Origin of the sequence: Burkholderia sp. BE12 (assembly GCF_002959955.1) — a bacterium.
Taxonomy (GTDB): domain Bacteria; phylum Pseudomonadota; class Gammaproteobacteria; order Burkholderiales; family Burkholderiaceae; genus Burkholderia.
On the sequence record NZ_PREY01000036.1, the window covers coordinates 1 to 24,517 of the forward strand.

Below are 24,517 nucleotides of genomic sequence, written 5' to 3' on the forward strand. Positions count from 1 at the left end.
ACTTCCACGTCGACGGGTCTGTCGTCGGCTAATAGCTCGATCGGCTCGCTTTCGACGTCGACTTCGACCGGCATCAATTCGTTGTCCACCGGCCTCAGCTCGGCAAACAGCTCCGTCACATCGCTTTCGACTTCCACGTCGACGGGTCTCTCGTCGGCAAACAGCTCGATTACGTCGCTGTCCACGTCGACTTCGACCGGCATCAATTCGTTGTCCACCGGCCTGAGCTCGGCAAACAGCTCCGTCACGTCGCTTTCGACTTCCACGTCGACGGGTCTTTCGTCGGCCAACAGCACGATCACGTCGCTGTCCACGTCGACTTCGACCGGCATCAATTCGTTGTCCACGGGCCTGAGCACGGTCTCGACGAAGACGGACAACCTCGGTAGCAGCACCGCCTCGGCACTTGGCGGCGGTTCGACGTACGACCCGACGACGGGCAAGGTCTCGGCCCCGTCGTACACCACGTACAACGCGAACGGCACGACGTCGACCGCCAACAACGTGGGCTCGGCGATCAACAACATCAACAGCCAGGGCATCAAGTACTTCCACGCGAATTCGACCGGCCCCGACAGCGCCGCAACGGGCGCCGACGCAGTCGCCATTGGCTCCGGCGCTGTCGCCAGCACGATCAACTCCGTCGCCATCGGCCTCGGCGCTACCGCCAGCACGAACAACTCCGTCGCGCTCGGCGCCAACTCAAAGACCGCCGCGGCAACCCCCACGAGCAGCGCGACCGTCGGCGGCGTGACGTTCAGCGGATTCGCTGGTGCCAATCCGGTCGGCGTCGCCAGCGTGGGTGATATCGGCAAGGAACGACAAGTCACCAACGTCGCCGCAGGTCAAGTGACCTCGACCAGTACCGACGCGATCAACGGCAGCCAGCTGTATTCGGTCGCTCAACAAGTCGGTACTGCGACCAGCGCCATTTCGTCGCTGTCGACTTCGACTTCGACCGGTTTGTCGTCGGCCAACAGCTCGATCGCCTCGCTGTCCACGTCGACTTCGACGGGTCTGTCCACGGCCAACAGCTCGATCACTTCGTTGTCGACTTCGACCTCGACGGGTCTTTCGTCGGCCAACAGCTCCATCACGTCGCTGTCCACCTCGACTTCGACGGGCCTGTCGTCGGCTAACAGCTCGATCACTTCGCTGTCGACTTCGACCTCGACGGGTATCAATTCGCTGTCGACCGGCCTCAGCTCGACCGATAGCTCGGTAACGTCGCTGTCGACTTCGACTTCGACCGGCCTCTCGTCGGCAAACAGCTCGATTACGTCGCTGTCGACCTCGACTTCGACTGGCCTCTCGTCGGCGAATAGCTCGATCACTTCGCTGTCCACGTCGACCTCGACCGGCATCAACTCGCTGTCCACCGGCCTGAGCTCGACCAACAGCTCGGTGTCGTCACTGTCGACCTCCACGTCGACGGGTCTGTCCACGGCCAACAGCTCGATCACATCGTTGTCGACCTCGACTTCGACTGGCCTCTCGTCGGCGAATAGCTCGATCACGTCGCTGTCGACCTCGACCTCGACCGGCCTCTCGTCGGCCAACAGCTCGATCACATCGTTGTCGACTTCGACTTCGACTGGCCTCTCGTCGGCGAATAGCTCGATCACGTCGCTGTCCACGTCGACCTCGACCGGCATCGGCTCGCTGTCCACCGGCCTGAGCTCCGCAAACAGCTCCGTCACGTCACTTTCGACTTCTACTTCGACGGGTCTGTCCACGGCCAACAGCTCGATCACCTCGTTGTCGACTTCGACCTCGACCGGCCTGTCGTCGGCTAACAGCTCGATCACCTCGCTGTCCACGTCGACTTCGACAGGTCTGTCCACGGCCAACAGCTCGATCACCTCGCTGTCCACGTCGACTTCGACAGGTCTGTCCACGGCCAACAGCTCGATCACCTCGTTGTCGACTTCGACCTCGACCGGCCTGTCGTCGGCTAACAGCTCGATCACTTCGCTGTCGACTTCGACCTCGACCGGTCTGTCCACGGCCAACAGCTCGATTACTTCGTTGTCGACCTCGACTTCGACCGGCCTCTCGTCGGCAAACAGCTCGATCACGTCCCTGTCGACGTCGACTTCGACCGGTCTGTCCACGGCCAATAGCTCGATTACTTCGCTGTCGACTTCGACTTCGACGGGTCTGTCCTCGGCTAACAGCTCAATCACTTCGCTGTCGACCTCGACTTCGACAGGTCTGTCCACGGCCAACAGCTCGATCACGTCGCTGTCGACCTCGACTTCGACGGGCCTGTCATCGGCCAACAGCTCGATCACCTCGTTGTCCACCTCGACTTCGACGGGTCTGTCGTCGGCTAACAGCTCCATCACGTCGCTGTCGACTTCGACTTCGACAGGTCTGTCCACGGCCAACAGCTCGATCACGTCGTTGTCGACTTCGACCTCGACCGGCCTGTCGTCGGCTAACAGCTCGATCACCTCGCTCTCGACTTCGACCTCGACCGGTCTGTCCACGGCCAACAGCTCGATCACGTCGCTTTCGACCTCGACTTCGACGGGTCTGTCGTCGGCTAACAGCTCGATCACCTCGCTGTCCACGTCGACTTCGACAGGTCTGTCCACGGCCAACAGCTCGATCACCTCGTTGTCGACTTCGACCTCGACCGGCCTGTCGTCGGCTAACAGCTCGATTACATCGCTGTCGACCTCGACTTCGACGGGTCTGTCCACGGCCAACAGCTCGATCACGTCGTTGTCGACGTCGACTTCGACGGGCCTCTCGTCGGCGAATAGCTCGATCACGTCGCTGTCCACCGGACTGAGCTCGACCAACAGCTCGGTGTCGTCACTGTCGACCTCCACGTCGACGGGTCTGTCGTCGGCCAACAGCTCGATCACGTCGCTCTCGACTTCGACTTCGACTGGCCTCTCGTCGGCGAATAGCTCGATCACCTCGCTGTCGACCTCGACTTCGACCGGCATCAACTCGCTGTCCACCGGCCTGAGCTCGACCAACAGCTCGGTGTCGTCGCTGTCGACCTCCACGTCGACCGGCCTGTCGTCGGCCAACAGTTCCATCACCTCCCTGTCGACCTCGACCTCGACCGGCATCAACTCGCTGTCCACCGGCCTGAGCAGCACGGACAGCACGATCCTGTCGCTGTCCACCTCGACTTCGACCGGCATCGGCTCGCTGTCCACCGGCCTGAGCAGCACGAACAGCTCGGTGTCGTCGCTGTCCACGTCCACCTCGACCGCGATCAACGCCGCGAAGACGCACTACTACAGCGTCAACGACAACGGCGTGCAGCAAGCCAACTACGCCAACGACGGCGCCACCGGCACCAACGCCCTCGCCGCCGGCGTGAACGCCAGCGCGGCAGGCGCGAGCAGCGTGGCAGTCGGCGACGGCTCGAACGCGCAGACGGCAGGCGCGGTCGCGATCGGTCAGAACGCGTCGGCAACGGGCGGCAAGGCGGTGTCGATCGGCTCCGGCAACACCGCGTCCGGCGACGGCGCAGTCGCGATCGGCGATCCGAACGTTGCGACGGGTACCGGCGCAGTGGCGATGGGTGCGAACAACACGGCGACCGGCGACGGCACGGTGTCCCTCGGCAACCAGAACACGGCAACCGGCGCAAGCGCGCTCGCCCTCGGCAGCTCGAACCAGGCCACCGCGGACAACACGATCGCGCTGGGCAGCCAGGCCACGGCCAGCGCCACCGGCGCACAGGCGTACGGCTCGGCCGCCAAGGCCACGGCCGCCGACGCGCTCGCCTTCGGCACGAACGCGCAAGCGAACGTGGCCAACTCGATCGCACTCGGCGCGAACTCGGTCACGGCCGCGGCGGTGGGCACCTCGAGCGCCACGATCGGCGGCGTCACGTACCCGTTCGCGGGCAGCGCGCCGGTCGGCGTGGTGAGCGTCGGCGCACCGGGCCAGGAACGCCAGATCACGAACGTCGCCGCGGGCCGGATCTCGGCCACGAGCACGGACGCAATCAACGGCAGCCAGCTGAACGCGACGAACAACGCGATCAACACGCTGTCGACGTCCACCGCATCGAACGTCGCGTCGCTGTCCACCGGCATCAATTCGCTGTCGACCGGCCTGAGCACGACCAACAGCAACGTGGCGTCGCTGTCCACGTCGACCTCGACCGCGATCAATTCGCTGTCGACGGGCCTCAGCACGACGAACAGCAACGTCACCTCGCTGTCGACGTCGACCTCGACGGGCATCGGTTCGCTGTCCACCGGCCTGAGCACGACGAACAGCAACGTGGCGTCGCTGTCGACCGGCGTGACGAACATCAACAACCAGTTGAACCAGCTGTCGACGACGCTCAACAACAACACGACGCGTGCGGCCAACAACAACGGCATCGCGGCCGACATGAACGGCAAGGGCACCGACGCCCCGGTCGTCACCGCCGGCTCGAACTCGGTGGCGATCGGTGCGGCTTCGAACGACGGCGGTCGCTCGAACGTGGTGTCGGTCGGCAGCGACACGCAGCAGCGCCAGATCACGAACGTCGCGCCGGGTACGCAAGGCACCGACGCGGTGAACGTGAACCAGTTGACGCAGGTGCAGACGACGCTGTCGACGGCACTGTCGGGCCAGCAGGCGCAGATCAACTCGTTGGGTTCGCAACTGCAGCAGACCGACCAGATGGCGAAGCAGGGTATCGCGGCCGTCGGCGCGATGGCGTCGATCCCGCAGCTCGATCGCGACGCCAACTTCGGGATGGGCGTGGGCACGTCGACCTTCCTCGGCCAGAAGGCGATGGCGGTCAACATGCAGGCGCGCATCACGGAGAACCTGAAGGCGTCGATCAACGGCGGTTTCAGCGGCGGTCAGAAGGTGATCGGCGCCGGCATGCTGTATCAGTGGAAGTAACGCGTCGCGCCGCCCGGCCGTTCGGCTCGCCGCCGGACGGCCCGCGGCTCCGACGGCAGGACGAGCCCGCTGCGCGCCGCGCGGCGGGCCTCGGTCAACCCAAGCTTTAAGGACGTCACCGTGAACAAACTCGCTCTTGCGCTCGCGCTTTCCGCAACGGCCCTCGCCGCGTGCTCGACCGCATCCGGCCCGACCTTCAGCGCCTCCGAACTGCAACCGCGCGACGGCGTGCGCACGTTCCAGGTGGACTGCCACGGCCTGCTGTCGGGCCCGCAGACCTGCATGAGGGCTGCCCGCAAGATCTGCGGCGACGAGCCCGTGCGCGCCGTGGATTCGGCCCGCGCGCTGCGCGACAAATCCGATCCGGCCACGCTGGTCTTCCAGTGCGGCGCCGCACCGGCCGAAGCGGCCTCGGCCGCCGAACCGGCCGCCGCCGCGGTCGAACGCGTGAACCTGTCGGGCGACGCGCTGTTCGCCACCGACCACGCGACGCTCGCACCGACCGCGCGCGAATCGCTGGACCGGCTGCTGAGCGAGCGCGCGGACCGCACGTACTCGCAAGTGTCGGTCACCGGCTTCACCGATTCGGTGGGCAGCGACGACTACAACCTCGCGCTGTCGAAGCGCCGCGCCGAATCGGTCGCCGCCTATCTGAAGGCGCACGGGCTGAAGACCGACTCGATGACGGTCTCGGGCCGCGGCAAGGCCGATCCGGTCGCCTCGAACGCGACGCCGGAAGGCCGCGCCAGCAACCGCCGCGTCGAGATCCGGCTGCAGCACTGAGCCGCCCGCGGCCGCCCCTGCGGCCGCGCGATCCGGCGGGCCGCCGCGCCGCGCCGGCATGCCGCCGGACGACCGGGCGCCGCTTCGCCGGCGCCCGCTCCCGTTGGGCGGCGGCTATGTCAAAGTTCGTCACGCCCTGCCAAAACCGGCGGTTTCCATGCCACAATCGCCGGCAAACAGTTGCCGGGGCAGCCTGCCCGACGCACGCCGTGCCGGGCGTGCCCGGCGACACGCCGGAATCCGGCTGCCGTTCGCGCGAATCCCGACGCCCGATTCGCGCACAGCGGCGCACCGGCGCGAATCCAACCATGACGATCCACGGCGCCGCTGCCGGCCAGACGCTCGACGCGATGCCCGGACGCACGACGCCGCAGAGGAAACAACCGGTGACGGACATCAATGAAGCCGCCGCGAGCGGCACCCGCAAGCAACGGCCGGCGGTCGGCATCTCGCTGTTTGCGCGCGACGGCCAGGCGATCTGGGAAAACGGCATTCACCAGAACATCGCGTTCCTCGCGATGATGCTCAAGCGCTCGGATCGCGTCGGCCCCGTCTATTTCCTGAACGGCGGCGACGCCAACGCGCTGCCGGCCGGCCTCGAACTCGACGGCCTCGACATCCCGCTCGTGAAACCCGCCGACGTCACGCACGAACTCGACGTCGTGATCGAAATGGGCGCGCAGTTGCCGGTCGAATGGCTCAGGCACATGAAGGCGCTCGGCAAGAAGATCGCCGCGTTCTTCTGCGGGCACGTGTATGCGGGCCTGTGCGAAACGCCGATCTTCGGGAAACCGTCGGGGCACGTGTTCAACGGCGCACCGTTCGACGAAGCGTGGCTGCTGCCGCAATACGACAAGACCGCCGCGCCGATGCTGCAGACGATCCTGCGCGCGCCCGTCCATCTGATGCCGCATATCTGGTCGCCGTACTTTCTCGAGCGCCGCGTGGCCACGCTCGCCGACGAAGGCGCGACGTTCGGCTATCGGCCCGGCCAACGGCCGTGGAAGCTCGCGATGCTCGAGCCGAACATCTCGGTCGCGAAGTCCTGCCATTACCCGATGCTCGCGTGCGACGAGTTCTATCGCGCGCGGCCCGACGCGGTGCAGCACATGTTCGTCGTCAACTCGATGCACATGAAGGAACATCCGACCTTCGTGCACTTCGCCAACAGCCTCGATCTCGTCCGCCAGCACAAGGCGACGTTCGAACCGCGCATCGACCTGCCGGGCTTCATGGCGCGTCACGCGGATGCGGTCGTATCGCATCACTGGGAAAACGGGCAGAACTATCTGTATTACGACGTGCTGTATGGCGACTATCCGCTGATCCACAACTCGACGCTGCTCGGCGATGCCGGTTATTACTACCCGGACTTCGACTCGGCCGCCGGCGGCCGCGCGCTGCTCGAAGCGTGGCTGCATCACGACGAACGCCTCGACGACTACCGCGCGAAGGCGGCCCGGCTGCTGCAGTCGGTCTCGATCGACAACCCCGCGAACCTCGACGCGTTCGTCTCGCGTCTGGTCGCCTGAACCGGAGAATACGCATGTCGGACTCCAATGCCCGTCAAGCGCCCGGCGAGGGCAAGCGTCTCGTCGTCGGCGTGTCGCTGTTCGTGCGCGGCGCCGGCCAGTCGCTGTGGGAAAACGGCATTTTCCAGAACTGCCTGCTGCTCATTCTGTTGCTGCGCCAGTCGCCGCTCGTCGCCGAAGCCGTGATGGTGAACGGCGGCGAACACGTCGCCGATCCTCAGATGATGCTCGGCGAGTGGAACGTGCCGCTGCTGTCGATGGACGAAGCGCTCGAGCGCTGCGACGTGCTGATCGAAATGAGCGCGCAGTTCGGCGCGGACTACCTGCGCGCGTTCCGCGAGCGCGGCGGCAAGGTGGTCACGATGCGGGTCGGCAACGACTACGTGATCGATATCGAACGCGCGATGTTCGACAAGCCGTCGGGCTTCCTGTTCTCGGGCGCGCCGTACGACGCGGTGTGGACGATTCCCGAGTTCGAGCGCTCGTGCCTGCATTACTACCAGACGGGCCTGCGCGCGCCGGTCACGATCGTCCCGCACATCTGGCACCCGATGCTGTTCGACAAGGCGCGCGCGACGCTCGGCGCCGGTCTGACGTTCGGCTATCAGCCCGGCAAGCCGCGCTGGCGCGTGACGATGTTCGAGCCGAACATCTGCATGGTGAAGACCAGCGTCATTCCGATGCTGATCACGGAGGAGGCTTACCGCGCGAACCCGGCATTCCTCGAATTCGTGCGCGTGTGCAACACGATTCACCTGAAGGATCACACGACGTTCATCCACTTCGCGAAGAGTCTCGACATCGTCGAGCACGGCATCACGACGTTCGAAAGCCGCTATGCGGTGTACGAGTTCATGGCCGCGTACGGCGATGCGGTGGTGTCGCATACGTGGGAAAACGCGCAGAACTACCTGTACTACGAGCTGCTGTACGGCGACTATCCGCTGATCCACAACTCGCCGTTCCTCGGCAAGGCCGGGTATTTCTATCCGGACTTCGACTGCCAGGCGGGCGGCCGCGCGCTGTTGCAGGCGTTCGCCGAACACGACGCGAATCTCGACGCATACCGCGAGCAATCGAAGCACGTGCTCGACTCGGTCAGCATCTACAATCCCGAGAACGTCGCGGCCTATACGGACGCGATCGCCGCCCTCTATCGCGACGCGTGACGCGCCGCCCTTTCCGGACCCACACGATGAACGCACGCACGCCCCTCACTCGCGCAAAATGGCTGATCGGCTGCGCCGCCGCATCGATCGCGATCGGCGCGCACGCGCAATCCGCCGGCGAATCGGCCGACACGCTGCTCCGCGACTCCGATGCGGTGTTCAAGCAGCTCGACGCCGGCCAGTACGGCGCGGTATGGACCGACGCCGCACCGTTCGTGAAAACGCGCATCAAGCAGGATCAGTTCGCGGCGCAGATGCAGCAGGCACGCCAGTCGGTCGGCACGGTCAGCCATCGCGGCTGGGCACAGATCACGCGGATCCGCTACAGCAACGCATCGTCGATGCCCGACGGCCTGTACGCGAACGTCGACTACACGACGACGCTCGCGAGCGGTGCGACCGTTTACGAAAAGCTGAGCTTTCGCCTCGATGACGACGGCCGCTGGCACCTGACGGGCTATGTGCCGCGCCGGTCGCAAAACTTCACGCAATAAGCGGCGCCCGCGCCCGCTCACGGAGCCGATCCGATGAAACTCAATGTCGCGATAACGATGAACGTGCAGCGCGACGCGACGCAGTCGATCTGGTACAACGGCGCGAACCAGCACTGCGTGTACCTGTACATGCTGCTGAAGCAATCGCCGTTGATCGGCGAGGTCTGGCTCGCGCACGACGACGGCGTCACCGAGTATCCGCAGGCGCTGATGATGGACGCGTTCGGCGACGCGCTGCGGCCGCTGTCGGCCGTCGTTCACCAGACCGACCTGCTGATCGAGATGAATGCGTTCGTCGACCCGTCGCACACGGACGTCGTGCGCCAGCGCGGCGGCAAGTGCGTGTCGTACCGCTTCGGCAACGACTACGTGATTGCGGTCGAGACGATCAACTTCGAGAAGAACGACTGGCGTCCGAACCCGCACCGCGTGCAGTTCGACGAGATCTGGACCAATCCGCAGCACATGCATACGTGCGCCGCGTATTTCCGGGCCGTGTACCGCGCGCCGGTGATCGAACTGCCGCATATCTGGTCGCCGTATTTCATCGAACGCAGCCTCGACGCCGACCCTGAACTGAAGGCGCGCTTCGGCTATCGCAATCACGGCCCGGCCAAGCGCATCGCGTTCTTCGAGCCGAACCTGAACGTCGTGAAGAGCGCGATCGTGCCGATGCTCGCCGCGAATGCGTGCTACGTCGAACATCCTGAGCTGGTCGAGCACGTGTACATGACCAACACGTTCGACAAGAAGGAAAACGTCGCCTTCAAGCATCTCGCGCTCGGGCTCGAAATGGTGCGCGCCGGCAAGGCCACCGCCGACGTGCGCGCGCCGTTCGTCGCATGGGCCGCGCATCACACCGACATCGTCGTGTCGCACCACTGGGAAAACGGCCTGAACTACCTGCTGTACGACGCGCTGTACGGCAACTACCCGCTCGTGCACAACTCGCCGTTCCTGCGCGATGTCGGCTACTACTATCCGGACTTCGAGATCTTCGATGCGGCGGCCGCGATCGCGACCGCCGCGCAGACGCACGACGCACGGCTGGACGACTACGCGGCCGCCGCCCGCCGCTGCCTGCATCAGGTCGACACCCTCGCCGAGCACAACGTCTGCGCCTATTCCACGCAGATCCAGCACCTGTTCGCCGGCCGCCCGCTCGGCTGATGTTCTTCGCACGCGCCCGTGCGTTCCGCCATTTCGTCGTGCTCGATTCGATCCGCCACCCGTTGGTCATGACCGACACGACGCGTGGCGGGCCCCCGCGCTGATCCGGGCCGCGGCACACAGCCCGCACGCGCGCCGGTTGCGTTACGCCAGTACCCGATCGCCGCATTGCGCGGCGAACGCGCGGCCATGCCGCCGCCCCATGCGCGCGAGCACCGCGAAACAACGGGCTGCCGACCGGTCTGCACCGCCCGATTGCCTGACGAGGCTGTCGGATACGCCGCGCGCGATCGCCGATTCGTCGCCGCACGCGCCGGCGATGACGCCCGCGTAATAGTGCCGGGCCGCCAGCTCGCGGTCGCCCGCGTCGAGCGGGCTCATCCGCTGAATGCGGCGCGCGACGATCGCGAGGCCGTCCAGGTAGGACGCGAGATCGATCGGCGCATCGCTCGATTCGGCGCCGAGTTGCCCCAGCATGTCGATCAGTTCGGCGATCGCGACCAGGTCGCACGCATCGGCCGCCTGCGTGCCCGTTTCGCCTCCGGCTTTCGTTCCCGCCATGCCCACGCCCCTTTGCGATGCGTCCCGCTCCCGACGCGCACCCCGCGCGCCGCCCTGCCCGTTCCCGCGATCAAGCGGCGGCCGGCGATCGCCATGAAAACCGGATGCCCTGCGCCCAGGTGACGCCGGCATCCATGATGATCTGTCGGTCGGTCTCGCTTTCCACGCCTTCGACGACGACGTGCCGCGCACTTTCATGCGCAAACGCGATCAGCCGGCGGAACTGGTAGCGCCCGATCGCGTTGCGTTTGATCAGCGACAGGATCGAGCGGTCGAGCTTCACGATGTCGGGATTGCCGACCACCAGATTGTTCAATGCACTGAAACCGACGCCGAAATCGTCGATCGCGATCCGGCACCCGGCCCGCCGGAAGCGGTATACGAACGACCGGCCGGCGACCGGGTTCAGCGGCCCCGTCTCCGTGATCTCGACCACCAGCCGCGCCGCCACCGACGGCTCGCGCTCGAGCCGCCTGAAAATCGCCAGCCACGCGTCGTCCACGACCGCACTCGCCGCGGCGACGTTGCAGCCGTACACGGCGCCCGGATCGGCGCGCAGCGCATCGATCGTGCGGCCGACCACCAGCCGGTCGAACCAGCGCATCAGCCCGAGCGCTTCGAGGCGCGGCAGGAAGGCGAGCGGCGGCAGCGCATCGCGCTCGCCCCACCGCAGCCGCGCGAGGCATTCCTCGTACAGCACGCCGCCCGACAGGTCGGCGCGGCACACGGGCTCGTGCGCGAATCCGAGCCGGCTTTCGACGAAACTGCGTACCGACGCAAGGTCGGGATGATCGTCGGGTGCTCCGAACACGAGATCGATTTCGTCGCGATTCGCTTTCCGATTCGCCTCCTGGCGAGCTTCGACCGCATTCATCCGGCGCTCCGGCTAATGGCGAGCCGCCGATCACGGCTCGACCTCAACACATAGGCGGAACGAGTCAACCTCGACGCGCTCCGCCGCCCACCCGGCCCATCCTGTATGTCGATTTTTTCCGGGGAGCGTACTGTTCGCTTCGGCGCCGTCAAATTCGATATTTTTACGATATACGGTTACTCGAAATACACCATGCGTGCACGATACCGACAGTGCGACAGGTTACACAACGAGAATTACCAGAACCCAAAATTCGGCTCGTTTATCTTTTTTATCTAAACGGTTTTATCCGGATTGTATTTTCCCGGATTTGCTCGACGCGCGAATCGGGACAACGCCAATTGCTCAGATAAATAGCGTGCCGCAAAGTGCCGCCCATGCTCGATATGTCGGTCGAAACTTCGATCTCCGCACATGCCGCTTCCCACGCACAACCTGCCGCCGCGCGTCATTCGATCACCGCAGCATTCAATTTTCACGTTTCAAACGATATTATTAAATTTCGAAACGGAATCCATCCCCGTTGAATCAATAATACCAACTTCAATTATATGAAGATTATAGATTGAAACATATTTAACAATCTTTCTGACTTGTTAACCTATAAACTTGTTTTCGACGGACTTCCCTCGGAGCCGTCAATTTCGTGCCTTCGAAAACCGTCGAACCCATCCGGTTCGGCGGTTTCTTTTTTTAACGGCATTATTTCGTCAGACATTAGGGCGGGACAAACCCGACGGCGGGGCGGCGCAACGACCGTGCGCCGCGGAAACTCGGTCTCAGGCGGCCGGCGCGCCGATCAGGTTCGCGAGCAGCGCGTCGTATTCGGCGACGAGCGCCGGATTCGCCGACGTGTAACGTCCGAGGATCTCGCGCTGGCGCCGCGTATACGCTTGCCAGTCGTCGTCGTGCGTATGCAGCGCGCGAAGCAGCGCATCGGCGCCCTGCTGCACGTCGTTGTCCGGATAGTAGTAGCCGAGATCGGGCGCGAGACTCGCGTTGTGCACGAGCGGATAACCCTGCCAGCACACGTCGAAATAGAAATAGTTCAGCGGGTTCGACCATTGGTGCGACACGACGATATCGGTCAGGTCGGCCAGGAACAGCGGCGTATCGAAGCGCCCGACGAAGCTCGCCTTGCCCGCGCGCACGATCTCCAGGTAGTTCATCAGCATCACGAACTCGGGGCTGTCGTGCGCGAGGCGATCGGCGTTCGTCACGTGCGCGAAGCAGATCGCGTCGGGGTCGCGACGATACGCTTCGTCGATGATCAGCATCGGATACACGCAGAACTTCACGACGTTGTGGTTCGGCTCCATCACCGTGAGCCGCTTGCCGGGCTCGCTGCGCGGCCGATATTCGCCGCGCTCGGGCAGCGACTGCGCGCGTTCGGTCAGGAACATCGGATCCCACACGAACGGCACGACGCGCCCCGGGCAGCGGCGCAGCGACTGCAGGAACGGCAGCGACGACGGCGCGATCTGCGGAATCGCCCATACCTCGTCGTAGCCGCGGTTGATGAACAGCGAATCCCACAGCCGACGGCCGAACAGCATCGACTCCATCGCGTTGATGTACTCGACGCCGCAGCAATAGCTGACCAGCTTCACGCCGCGCGCTTTCAGGTAGGCCGTCTGCTCGCCGTCGATCTGCCCGCCCAGTTCGATCACCACGTCGAGCGCGTCCTTCATGTCCGCGAACGCGCGCGTGTCATAGACGTTGCGATCCCACGGCAGCGCATCGGTGAGCGGCACGTCGGTCGTGTTGACCAGCGTCACGCGGTAGCCGTGCGGCGACGCCATCAGCAGCTTCGCGAGGAACAGCGCGTTCTGCTTGATGCCGTTGATCCACAGGCTTTCGTCGGGGGCACGCAATCCGATCGTGATACCGATGCGCAGGCCGGTCAGGACAGGAGACGTCATCGTCGGCGGGATGGAAAGTTGAACGGAAATGGCATGGCGCAGTGTAGCGCGCGGAGCGCCGCCCGCGTCAAGCGGCGGCAACCCGGCATTTTAGCGAAGACAGCCCGCCGCACACTGTCAGGGATGGTCAGCGCCCACTTCGGCCGTGCCGATCCGCCCGATCGTTATGCGATACTCGTGCCGACCGGCGGCAGGCAGCCCGGTTGTCCCGGAGCACTCGAGCAAGCAGCACGCCACCTCGCCGCGCCACGATCAAAACCAGGGCACACAGAATGGAACACGATGCCGCGCAAGGCTTCCAGCCCATCCATGATGAACCGCGGCGGCGCTCGCGGGAAAGCGTATCCGGATGGAGCGCCGGGCCGAAGAACATCGCGCGGATCGTGTGTGCGCGTCCCCGCATTCGGAGCGCGCGATGATCGTCCTCAGTCATTTCAGCCAGCACGCGCCCGCGAGCCTCGATAACCACCGCCGGTACGCGCAGGCGCATGGCTATCGTCACGAGATCGTCGATGCATCCGGCATGCCGCAAGCGCTGCCGCTGCGGCCGCTGCATCGCTACGAGTCGCTGCTTCACGTGCTGCGCGGCGCGCAACCCGACGAACTCGTGCTGCTGCTCAGCGAAGACGCGGCGATCATCGAACCCGTCGCGCTCGATCGCCTGATGGCCGGACGCGACATGCTGTTCGTCGACGCATTCGCATCGCCGCTGCCGCAAGTCGACGTGCAGATCTGGCGCAATACACCGGACGTGCGTGCGATCGCGATGCGGCTCGTGCAGCGCTGCAAGCTCGGCAGCGAACCGAGGCTGACGTCCGAAGCCGCGCTGTTCGCGGATCTCGATACGCATCGCTACATGACGCCGATCGACGGGCTGTACGCGGTCATGCCGTGCGGCCCCGACCTCGATCCGATGTGGAGCCGCGAACCGACGTTCGCGATCAGCATCGACGACACGCCGCACGATCCCGAACGGAAAGGCGCGACGCCGCGCTTTCGCGACACGCTCGTCGCGCACGTCAATCGCTGCCGCGCCGCCGGGCGACCGATGTTCGCGTTCGATCACGACGCCGCGGCGCCTGACGAAGCCGCCGAGCGCAGCACCTACAACCCCGGCCGCCCGATTGCGTTGATGATGCTGTACACGCCGAACATCGGCAGCTATGCACGCATCGCCGAACGGAATTTCCGGCGCTACTGCGACGCGCACGGCTACACGCTCTACGTGCATCGCGACATTCCCGCGGAGATCGGGCTGAACGCGACGGGCAACTGGTTCAAGCCGTGGCTGCTGCACGCCTACCTGCAGCACCACGAATGGATCGTGTGGCTCGATGCCGACGTGCTGATCGCGAACCGGCAGCAACCGCTGGAACCGCTGCTCGAAGGGCGCGACTGGCTGCTCGCGCAGGACCTCGGCCAGTGGGCGTTCAATTCGGGCGTGATGGCGTTCCGCCGCACCGAACGCAACGATGCGATGCTGCGCGACCTGATGACGACGATCGCCGCGCTGCACGACCGCTCGAGCGTCTATGCGAGCGATGGCGACCAGTTGCATTTCATTCGCGCGATGGAGCGCAATGGACGGTTGCAACCCGAAGGCGTGGCCGATCTCGTCGGCCTCAACACGCCCTGGCTGTTTCGCCGTGCGGACAGCTACATCGTGCATTACTACGGCATGTGGTCGGCGATGCGTGCGCTGATGATGACGCACGACGACGGGCTGCTGCCCTGACGGCGCCGCATCGTCGTCGATTGGCAAACACGACGCGCCGGCCGGATTCGACCGGCCGGCGCGTCGTCGCATCGATGGCCATCGTCAGATCGCCGCGATCGTCGGCGCGACGGCCGCGGGATCGGTCAGGCTCGGCTTGCCGGTCTCGACGTGCCCCGCGATGCGGCGCGTCCAGCCGGCATTGCCCGCCACCGCGAACTGCAGGTCGTACCAGTGGCTGCTGCACGACAGGTCCCAGTGCGCTTCGATCCGCTGGCCGGCCGGAACCGTCAGCGTGCGCGCCGCGCCGCCGTATGCGACATCGGTCGCGGTGATCGTCAGCGGGCCGGTGCCTGCATTGGCGATCGTCACGTACACATCGCCATTCGCGGTGTCGTAGCACGGCGTGATTTCGGGCTTGGCAGCGGCATCCGCAGCCGCCGACCCCGCGAAGCGCCGGAAATAGCCGTTCGGCCCCCACACGCTCACCAGGTAGTTGCCGTTCGCATCGAGCGCCCACGTATCGGTCAGCTGCTTGCCCGCTTCGACCGTATAGCGGCGCGGCATCGCGGTGGGGTCTCCCGTATAGACCCAGAAGTGCGCGCCCTGCGTACCGGTATTCGCGAACGTCAGCGCGTAGCCTTGCGCCTGCAACTGGCCGGTGACGTGCAATTCGTACGGCAGCGCGCGCGCCGGCCGCGTGCCCGGCTCCTGCGCGGTCACGACCTGCTGCGCGGTGCTGGCCGGCGCGGTCTGCGACGACGCGCGCGAGCATTGCAGGTCGGCCTGCGCGACATACGCCTGCGTGCTCGGCAGGCTCGGCAGCGTCGCATCCGATTTCGAGAAGTCGAGCGCCGACGTCAGGTCGCCGCAGATCGCGCGGCGCCACGGCGAGATGTTGGTCTCCGTCACGCCGAAGCGCTTCTCGATGAATTGCAGCACCGACGTGTGATCGAACACCTGCGAGCACACGAAGCCGCCCTTCGACCACGGCGACACGACGAACATCGGCACGCGCGGGCCGAGGCCGTACGGCAGGTTGTCGGCCGTATACGTGCCGGCTTGCGTCGAGGTCACGACGTTGTGCCGCTCGAGCGACACGTCGACGGTGCTCATGCCGGAGCCCGGCAGCGTCGGCGCCGAGGGCGGCACGACATGGTCGAAGAAGCCGTCGTTCTCGTCGTACATGATCAGCAGGACCGTCTTGCTCCACACGTCCGGATTGGACGTCAGCGCATCGAGGATCGTCGACAGGTAGTACGCGCCATACAGCGGCGTGAACTTCGGATGCTCGGAATACGCGGCGGGCGGCAGCAGCCACGACACCTGCGGCAGCGCATTCGCCTGCACGTCGGCCTTCAACTGCGTGATCGGACGCGTGCTCATCCCGCGCGTCTGCAGCGAAGAACCGGCCGGCGCATTCACGAAGTTGTTGAAGCACGCCAGCATGTTGGTGCCGTAGTTGCCGGTGAAGTTGTCGAACCCGGTGCCCTGCTGATAGATCTGCCACGAGATGCCGGCTTTTTCGAGCCGTTCCGGGTAGGTCGTCCAGTTGAAGGGCGGCAGCTGCACCTTGTCGAACTGGTTGTCGATGTAGTCGGTGTTGTCGAGCAGCGGGCCGCCGCCCGTACCGAGCGGATCGACCATGCCCGTCATCAGGTACATGCGGTTCGGGTGCGTGTTGCCCGGGATCGAGCAGAAGTAGTTGTCGCACACCGTGAACGCATCCGCGAGCGCGTAGTGAAACGGAATGTCGTCGCGAACGTGATAGCCCATCGTCATGTTCGACTTCTGCACGGCCCATTGGTCCGCGCGGCCGTTGTCGATCGCACCGTGCGTCGTCGCCCACGTGTGCGGCAGGCCGCCGATACATTGCGCGTTGACGCCCGGATTGGTCGTGTCGTAGCGGAACGGTGCGATCACGCTCGACTTGTCCTCCTGGCGCGGCTGGAACCACACCGGCTTGCCGTTCGGCAGCGTGACCGGGAAACGGTCGTTGTAGCCGCGCACGCCGCTCAGATGACCGAGGTAGTGATCGAACGAGCGGTTCTCCTGCATGAACACGACGATGTGCTGCACATCCTGGATCGTGCCCGTCACGGTGTTCGGCTCGATCGCCAGCGCCTTGCGGATCGATTCCGGAAGCAGTGCGGTGGCGGCGGTCGCGCCGGCGAGGCCGGCCGAGAACTTCAGAAAATCGCGTCGCGAATGGATGGCCATGCTGGTTGCTCTTGATGGGTTTTCTGGTGGAAACGGCCGATATCAGGAAGCGGGCGACGAAGCAGGCGCGGTGAAACCCGGCGGGCAGCGCATCTGCGCGGTGGCGACCACGGCGCCGCCGCACGCGGCCTTCTGCTGCGCGACGGGCGCGGCGGGTGCGGTCAGGTCGTCGTTGCAGGCGCCGAGCAGGGCGGTCAGCGCGATCAGACCGGCGGCCGCGAAAGGCCGTAGGGCCGACGTTCGCATAACGGTTCTCCGTGAGGATGAAGACGCGACGCGGACGCGAACGCCGCGCCGGTCATATCGAAGCCGAGATGCTATGTTCGACTTGTTACACGACGGTGTCGAGCGGCGGGAAGATCGAGGTGCACGCAGGGCGCGGCACGCGGGGATGTGACGGAAACGTCGAAAGTCGTAAGTCGTTCGAAAGATTTGTGTGATTCAAGCGTACTGCTTCGTGTGTCCTCGATACCGAAGCCGCGTCGCGGCGACGACGAGCGACGAAGCGCTTTCTTGCGGGCCGGCCGCCGCAGCGACCGGCCCGCGTACAGTAGCTGGGCCGCTCAGCCTTCCGCCATCGTCAGCAACTGCGCGCCGTCCACGACCTGATCGCCGACGCCGTACAGCACTTCCGCGACGATGCCCGCGCGCGGCGCGCCGATCGTGTGTTCCATCTTCATCGCTTCCATCACGATCAGCGGCGTGCCGGCTTCGACCTTCTGGCCCGGCTCGACCAGCACCGCGATCACCTTGCCGGGCATCGGCGCGGTCAAGCGGCCGCCGCCCTGCTCCGCGTCGCCCGCATGCGCGAGCACGTTGCGCCATTCGAACGTCTCGGCCGCACCCTGCGTGAACACATGGAACGTGTCGCCGTCCGCATATACGCGGCCGCTGCCGCGCACGCCGCCGAGCGTCACGTCGAAATCGAGCGGCGTGGCGCCGCGCGTCCAGGCGAACGGTTGCGCGGCCGCATCGCCGATTGCGATACGCGTGCCGGCGCCGTCGTCCTCGTATGCGACCGTCACGTCCGCTTCGCGATCGGCCGCGTGCCATTCGAGCGTGCGGCGATAGCCGCCGTTCAGCCGCCAGTCCGGCAGCGCCTCCCATGGCGATGCGTGCCGCGCCGCACCGCGTTCGCGCGCAAGCAGCGCCGCGCATGCAAGCGCGAGCGTGGCGCGCGGCGGCTGTTGCGGCGCGAACAGCGCATCGTGATTGCGCTCGATCAGGCCCGTGTCGAGATCGGCCGTCGCGAACGGCTCGCACGCGACGATCCGCTGCAGGAACGCGGCGTTCGTATGCAGGCCGACCACTTCGCACGCGCGCAGCGCACGCAGCATCAGGCCCAGCGCTTCCGCGCGATCCGTGCCGTGGACGATCAGCTTCGCGATCATCGGATCGTAGAACGGCGTGATCGCATCGCCTTCGCGCACGCCGCTGTCGATGCGCACCGAAGCACCGATGTCGAACTCGACGCCGGCAGGCAGCCGCAGGTGCTTCAGCGTGCCCGTCGACGGCAGGAAGCCGCGCGCGGGATTCTCCGCATAAAGGCGTGCCTCGAGCGCATGACCCTGTACCCGCAACGCCTCCTGCTTCAGCGGCAGCGGCTCGCCCGCCGCGACGCGCAGTTGCCATTCGACGAGATCGAGCCCCGTGATCATCTCGGTGACCGGATGCTCGACCTGCAGGCGCGTGTTCATCTCCATGAAGTAGAACGCTTCGCCCGTCATGATGAATTCGACGGTGCCCGCGCCGACATAGCCGACCGCGCGCGCGGCCGCGACGGCCGCTTCGCCCATCGCCTGGCGCACGTCGTCGTGCAGCCCCGGCGCCGGCGCTTCCTCGAGCACCTTCTGGTGACGGCGCTGCACCGAGCAGTCGCGGTCGAACAGGTACACGGTATTGCCGTGCGTGTCGCCGAACACCTGCACCTCGACGTGGCGCGGACGCGTCAGATATTTCTCGATCAGCACGCGATCGTTGCCGAAGCTGCTCGCGGCTTCGCGCTGGCACGACGCGAGCGCCGCCCGGAAATCGTCGGAGCGCTCGACCACGCGCATCCCCTTGCCGCCACCGCCCGCGCTCGCCTTCAGCAGCACCGGATAGCCGATCGCGTCGGCTTCGCGATGCAGGTTGGCCGCATCCTGATCGTCGCCGTGATAGCCGGGCACGAGCGGCACGGCCGCCGCGTGCATCAGCGCCTTCGCGGCCGCCTTCGACCCCATCGCCGCGATGGCGTCGACCGGCGGCCCGATGAACACGATGCCGGCCGCTTCGCATGCATGCGCGAAATCTTCGTTCTCCGACAGAAATCCGTAGCCGGGGTGAATCGCCTGCGCGCCGGTGGCGCGCGCGGCTTCGATGATGCGCTCGATGCGCAGGTAACTGTCTGCCGCGGCCGAGCCGCCGATGTGCACGGCCTCGTCGCATGCGGCCACGTGTTTCGCGTTCGCATCCGCGTCGGAATAGACGGCGACGCTCGCGATCCCGAGGCGTTTGCACGTCGCGGCGACGCGGCAGGCGATTTCGCCGCGGTTGGCGATCAGAATCTTGTCGAACATGGCTTCGATGTCGTCCGGTGGGTTGAGGTCACGCGATCATTCACGCCACGACGGCGTGCGCTTGTCGAGGAAGGACGCGATCCCTTCCCGCGCTTCCGCGCCGGCACGGGTCTTCGCGATCCAGTCGGCGGTCTGCTCGATCAGCGTCGCGTCGAGCGCGCGGCCGGCCACGTCGGCAACCAGCTGCTTGCATGCACGCACCGCGTCGGGGCCGTTCGCGACGAGCGTCGCGGCCAGCTTCGCGACCGTTTCGTCGAGCGCGTCGGCCGGCACCGCATCGTGAATGAAGCCGAGCGACGCGGCACGCGTGCTGTCGAACACCTCGGCCGTCGTGAAGTAGCGGCGCGCCGCGCGCTCGCCCATCGCACGGATGACGTACGGTGCGATCGTCGCGGGAATCAGCCCGAGCCGCGCTTCCGACAGGCAGAACTTCACGCCGTCGGCGGCGATCGCAATGTCGGCCGCAGCGACGAGGCCCACGCCGCCCGCATACGCGTCGCCATGCACGCGCGCGATCACCGGCTTGCCGCAGCGATGAATCGCTTCGAGCATCCGCGCGAGCTTGCGCGCATCGGCGCGGTTCTCGTCGGCCGAGTAACCGGCCATCTTCTTCATCCAGTTCAGGTCCGCGCCCGCGCAGAATGCCGCGCCTTCCGCGGCGAGCACGATCGCGCGCACGTCCCGGTGCGCGTCGAGCCATTCGAACGCGGTGGTCAGCTCGGCGATCGCCGTCTCGTTGAACGCATTGCGCACGTCGGGACGCGCGAGCGTGACGGTCGCCACGCGGCCGGCTTCGCTTACCTTGATCGTTTCGTATCGCATCGGTCTGTCCTCCCGGGCGTTACATGCGGAACACGCCGAAGCGCGTGTCGTCGATCGGCGCGTTCATCGACGCGGCAAGACCGAGCCCGAGCACGTCGCGCGTCTGCGCGGGATCGATCACGCCGTCGTCCCACAGTCGCGCGCTCGCGTAATATGGATGGCCCTGGCGCTCGTACTGGTCGCGGATCGGCTGCTTGAACGCGTCCTCCTCCTCGGCCGACCACGAACCGCCCTTCGCCTCGATGCCGTCGCGACGCACGGTCGCGAGCACCGACGCGGCCTGCTCGCCGCCCATCACCGAGATGCGGGCGTTCGGCCACATCCACAGGAAGCGCGGGCCGAACGCGCGGCCGCACATCCCGTAGTTGCCCGCGCCGAACGAGCCGCCGATGATCACCGTGAATTTCGGCACCTTCGCATTCGACACGGCCGTCACCATCTTCGCGCCATGCCGCGCGATGCCTTCGTTCTCGTACTTGCGCCCGACCATGAAGCCGGTGATGTTCTGCAGGAACACGAGCGGAATCTTGCGCTGGCAGCACAACTCGATGAAGTGCGCGCCCTTCACGGCCGATTCGGAGAACAGGATGCCGTTGTTCGCGACGATCCCGACCGGATGGCCCCAGATGTGCGCGAACCCGGTGACGAGCGTCGTGCCAAAGCGCGCCTTGAATTCGTCGAACGCCGAATCGTCGACGATGCGCGCGATCACTTCGCGCACGTCGAACGGCTTGCGCGTATCGACCGGAATCACGCCGTACAGGCTCTTCGCGTCGTAGCGCGGCGGCTTCGGCTCGCGCAGCGCGACCGGCGGCGCGATCTTCGGCGCGAGATGGCCGACGATGTTGCGCGCGATCGACAGCGCATGCGCATCGTTCTGCGCGAGATGGTCGGCCACGCCCGACAGGCGCGTGTGCACGTCGCCGCCGCCAAGATCCTCCGCGCTCACTTCCTCGCCGGTCGCGGCCTTCACGAGCGGCGGCCCGCCGAGGAAAATCGTGCCCTGGTCCTTCACGATGATCGACTCGTCGCTCATCGCCGGCACGTACGCGCCGCCGGCCGTGCACGAGCCCATCACGACCGCGATCTGCGCGATCCCCGCCGCCGACATCGTCGCCTGGTTGAAGAAGATGCGGCCGAAGTGATCGCGATCGGGAAACACGTCGTCCTGGTTCGGCAGGTTCGCGCCGCCCGAATCGACGAGGTACACGCACGGCAGCCGGTTTTCCGCGGCGATTTCCTGCGCGCGCACGTGCTTCTTCACGGTGATCGGATAGTAGGTGCCGCCCTTGACCGTCGCGTCGTTGCACACGATCACGCATTCGCGACCGGCGATACGGCCGATCCCGGTGATGACGCCCGCGCCCGGCGCGTCGTCGTTGTACATGCCGTTCGCCGCGAGCTGCGAGAACTCGAGGAACGGCGCGCCCGGATCGAGCAGTTGCGCGATGCGATCGCGCGGCAGCAGCTTGCCGCGCGACAGGTGCTTGTCGCGCGCGGCCTGGCCGCCGCCCTGCGCGAGCTGTTCGATCTTCGCGCGCAGGTCGGCGACGACCGCCTCGAGCGCCGCGGCATTCGCGCGGAAGTCTTCCGAACGCGGGTTCAGTTTCGATTCGATGATCGGCATCGACAAGGCTCCGTTCGCGTGACGTGGGCGTTACATCGTTTCCGCGAACAGCTCGCGGCCGATCAGCATCCGGCGGATCTCGCTCGTGCCGGCGCCGATCTCGTACAGCTTCGCATCGCGCCACAGGCGGCCGACCGGGTATTCGTTGATGTAGCCGTTGCCGCCGAGGATCTGGATCGCCTCGCCGGCCATCCACGTCGCCTTCTCGGCCGTGTAGAGAATCACGCCCGCGCAGTCCTTGCGCACCTGGCGGATATGGTCGCTGCCCGCCGAGTCGAGATGGCGGCCCACTGCGTACAGGTACGCGCGGCACGCCTGGAACGTGGTGTACATGTCGGCGACCTTGCCCTGGATCAGCTGGAATTCGCCGATCGACTGGCCGAACTGCTTGCGGTCGTGGATATACGGCACCACCGCGTCGAGACACGCGGCCATGATGCCCGTCGGGCCGCCCGATAACACCGCGCGCTCGTAGTCGAGGCCGCTCATCAGTACCTTCACGCCGCCGTTCAGTTGGCCGAGGATGTTCTCTTCCGGCACTTCGACGTCCTGGAACACCAGCTCGCCCGTGTGCGACCCGCGCATGCCGAGCTTGTCGAGCTTCTGCGCGACCGAGAAGCCCTTCATCCCCTTCTCGACGATGAAGGCGGTGATGCCGCGCGCATTCGCTTCGACGTCCGTCTTCGCGTAGACGACGAGCGTGTCGCAATCGGGGCCGTTGGTGATCCACATCTTCGTGCCGTTGAGCACGTAGCGATCGCCGCGCTTGTCCGCGCGCAGCTTCATGCTGACGACGTCGGACCCGGCGTTCGGCTCGCTCATCGCGAGCGCGCCGATGTGTTCGCCCGACACGAGCTTCGGCAGGTACTTCTGCTTTTGCGCATCGGTGCCGTTGCGGTGGATCTGGTTCACGCACAGGTTCGAGTGCGCGCCGTACGACAGGCCGATCGACGCCGACGCGCGCGAGATCTCTTCCATCGCGACCATGTGCGCGGTATAGCCCATGTTCGCGCCGCCGTATTCCTCGGCCACCGTCATGCCGAGCACGCCGAGATCGCCGAACTTTTTCCACAGATCCATCGGGAACTGGTCGGTGCGGTCGACCTCCGCCGCGCGCGGCGTGATTTCCTTCGCCGCAAACGTCGCGACGGCGTCGCGCAGCATCTCGATGTCTTCACCGAGCATGAATTGCACGCCGGGCAGGTTGATCATGTCTCCTCCGTCTCCAGAAAGTGTGTCGCACTCACCGATTTCTGAGCTTTACTCAAATCGAATGACTACGTCCATTCATTGACCCATAAAGCGGAAATTTTGCACAGTTTCGCGTCTCCACCGGTTCGGCGTCAATAGTTTTCTGAGTGATACTCAGATATGATGCGACCATGACAGCCGCTTCCGCCGACACCATGACCGCCATCGCCAAAGCCGACCGCGCCGACACGCCGCGCGCCCCCGCCGGGCGCAAATCCCAGCAGCGCGTGCAGGACATTCTGCGCGCCGGCCGTGAAGTGTTCGCCGAAAAAGGTTACGAGCATGCGACGGCCGCCGAGATCGCGCAGCGCGTGGGCGTGTCGGAGGCGACGGTGTTCAGCTATTTCCGCGGCAAGCGCGAGCTGTGTGCGCGCGTGATCGCCGACTGGTACGACGAAATCATCGCCGCGTTCGAACACGGAATGCCGCGGGACGCGTCGGTGCAGCAGCAGTTCGCGTTCATCGTTCGCACGCACCTGCGGCTGATGCTCGTGAACGGTACGGGATTGTGCGCGCTGGTGCTGTCGGAAGGCCGCGCGAAGCAGCATGCGCTGAGCGACGAGCTCACCGCGCTGCAGCGCCGCTACACGGCGCCGCTGATGGACGTGCTCGCGCGCGGCCAGGCGGCCGGGCAGGTTCGCGCGGATCTGCCGCTGAGCCTGCTGCGCTCGATGGTGTTCGGGCCGATCGAGCACGTGCTGTGGGACGCGATCCTCGGGCACCGCAAGCTCGATACGGAAACGACGGCCACGCAGTTGATCGACATGCTGTGGGCCGCCGTGCAGCCGCCGGCGCCGGAACAGGCGGCGCTCGTGCGCTTCAGGAACGAAGTGGCCGAAGCCGTGCGGCGGCTGGAAGGCGAAGCGTCACGCGCGTGACGCCGCCGGGCAGCGCGGCGGCCGCCCCACCGCCGCTTCCGCACCGTCGCTCAGAGGTGGGCGC

At 65.9% G+C, this 24,517-nt stretch carries 17 protein-coding genes; 8 read left to right on the forward strand and 9 right to left on the reverse strand.

The features are described from left to right. From C4B30_RS29455 to C4B30_RS29480, 6 genes are all read left to right on the forward strand, one after another. On the forward strand, window positions 1-4,878 hold a 4,878-nt coding region (locus C4B30_RS29455), incomplete at its 5' end, for a YadA-like family protein (RefSeq protein ID WP_199779096.1). Between the two features lie 120 nt (window positions 4,879-4,998). Then, window positions 4,999-5,661, forward strand: a complete 663-nt coding sequence (locus tag C4B30_RS29460) for an OmpA family protein (RefSeq protein WP_027781421.1) — start codon at window positions 4,999-5,001, stop codon at window positions 5,659-5,661. 386 nt (window positions 5,662-6,047) lie between these two features. Beyond that, the gene (locus C4B30_RS29465) at window positions 6,048-7,193 is read left to right on the forward strand and encodes a DUF2827 domain-containing protein (RefSeq protein WP_105133374.1); all 1,146 of its coding nucleotides are present in this window, start codon (window positions 6,048-6,050) and stop codon (window positions 7,191-7,193) included. A 14-nt stretch (window positions 7,194-7,207) separates the two neighbouring features. After that, window positions 7,208-8,362 carry a DUF2827 domain-containing protein gene (locus C4B30_RS29470; protein WP_105133343.1) on the forward strand — a complete coding sequence of 385 codons (1,155 nt, stop codon included), beginning with the start codon at window positions 7,208-7,210 and terminating at the stop codon, window positions 8,360-8,362. A 26-nt stretch (window positions 8,363-8,388) separates the two neighbouring features. Then, window positions 8,389-8,856, forward strand: coding sequence for a DUF4019 domain-containing protein (locus tag C4B30_RS29475; protein WP_105133344.1), 468 nt, complete (start codon window positions 8,389-8,391; stop codon window positions 8,854-8,856). Window positions 8,857-8,889: 33 nt separating this feature from the next. Then, complete coding sequence (locus C4B30_RS29480) at window positions 8,890-10,026, forward strand: DUF2827 family protein (protein ID WP_105133345.1); 1,137 nt, start codon at window positions 8,890-8,892, stop codon at window positions 10,024-10,026. A 144-nt stretch (window positions 10,027-10,170) separates the two neighbouring features. Here the strand turns inward: C4B30_RS29480 and C4B30_RS29485 are convergent, their stop codons facing one another. From C4B30_RS29485 to C4B30_RS29500, 3 genes are all read right to left on the reverse strand, one after another. Then, entirely contained in the window at window positions 10,171-10,587 is a 417-nt protein-coding gene (locus tag C4B30_RS29485; protein ID WP_105133346.1) for a hypothetical protein, read from the reverse strand. 70 nt (window positions 10,588-10,657) lie between these two features. Further along, window positions 10,658-11,461 carry an EAL domain-containing protein gene (locus C4B30_RS29490; protein WP_089500590.1) on the reverse strand — a complete coding sequence of 268 codons (804 nt, stop codon included), beginning with the start codon at window positions 11,459-11,461 and terminating at the stop codon, window positions 10,658-10,660. Window positions 11,462-12,240: 779 nt separating this feature from the next. After that, window positions 12,241-13,383 (reverse strand): DUF2827 domain-containing protein, encoded by a 1,143-nt coding sequence (locus C4B30_RS29500; RefSeq protein ID WP_105133347.1) that lies wholly within the window; start codon window positions 13,381-13,383, stop codon window positions 12,241-12,243. Between the two features lie 415 nt (window positions 13,384-13,798). On the opposite strand from C4B30_RS29500, the gene C4B30_RS29505 reads away from it, so the two are divergent. Beyond that, a complete protein-coding gene (locus C4B30_RS29505) occupies window positions 13,799-15,118 on the forward strand; it encodes a galactosyl transferase GMA12/MNN10 domain protein (protein WP_199779095.1) in 1,320 nt (439 codons plus the stop codon). Between the two features lie 84 nt (window positions 15,119-15,202). Here the strand turns inward: C4B30_RS29505 and C4B30_RS29510 are convergent, their stop codons facing one another. The 6 genes from C4B30_RS29510 to C4B30_RS29540 all read right to left on the reverse strand — a co-directional run bounded on the left by C4B30_RS29510 (window position 15,203) and on the right by C4B30_RS29540 (window position 23,536). Beyond that, complete coding sequence (locus C4B30_RS29510; protein ID WP_105133349.1) at window positions 15,203-17,317, reverse strand: phosphocholine-specific phospholipase C; 2,115 nt, start codon at window positions 17,315-17,317, stop codon at window positions 15,203-15,205. Window positions 17,318-17,359: 42 nt separating this feature from the next. Continuing rightward, window positions 17,360-17,563, reverse strand: a complete 204-nt coding sequence (locus C4B30_RS29515) for a hypothetical protein (RefSeq protein ID WP_089500594.1) — start codon at window positions 17,561-17,563, stop codon at window positions 17,360-17,362. Window positions 17,564-17,880: 317 nt separating this feature from the next. Beyond that, entirely contained in the window at window positions 17,881-19,875 is a 1,995-nt protein-coding gene (locus tag C4B30_RS29525) for an acetyl/propionyl/methylcrotonyl-CoA carboxylase subunit alpha (protein ID WP_105133350.1), read from the reverse strand. A 36-nt stretch (window positions 19,876-19,911) separates the two neighbouring features. Next, a complete protein-coding gene (locus C4B30_RS29530) occupies window positions 19,912-20,697 on the reverse strand; it encodes an enoyl-CoA hydratase/isomerase family protein (RefSeq protein WP_105133351.1) in 786 nt (261 codons plus the stop codon). A 19-nt stretch (window positions 20,698-20,716) separates the two neighbouring features. Next, window positions 20,717-22,324: a carboxyl transferase domain-containing protein gene (locus tag C4B30_RS29535; RefSeq protein ID WP_089500597.1), complete on the reverse strand. Its 1,608-nt coding sequence runs from the start codon at window positions 22,322-22,324 to the stop codon at window positions 20,717-20,719. 30 nt (window positions 22,325-22,354) lie between these two features. After that, on the reverse strand, window positions 22,355-23,536 hold the full coding sequence (locus C4B30_RS29540) for an isovaleryl-CoA dehydrogenase (RefSeq protein WP_027781435.1): 1,182 nt from the start codon (window positions 23,534-23,536) through the stop codon (window positions 22,355-22,357). A 170-nt stretch (window positions 23,537-23,706) separates the two neighbouring features. Here C4B30_RS29540 and C4B30_RS29545 point away from each other — a divergent pair, with 170 nt between their 5' ends. After that, a complete protein-coding gene (locus tag C4B30_RS29545) occupies window positions 23,707-24,453 on the forward strand; it encodes a TetR/AcrR family transcriptional regulator (RefSeq protein WP_105133352.1) in 747 nt (248 codons plus the stop codon). Window positions 24,454-24,517 lie beyond the last annotated feature (64 nt).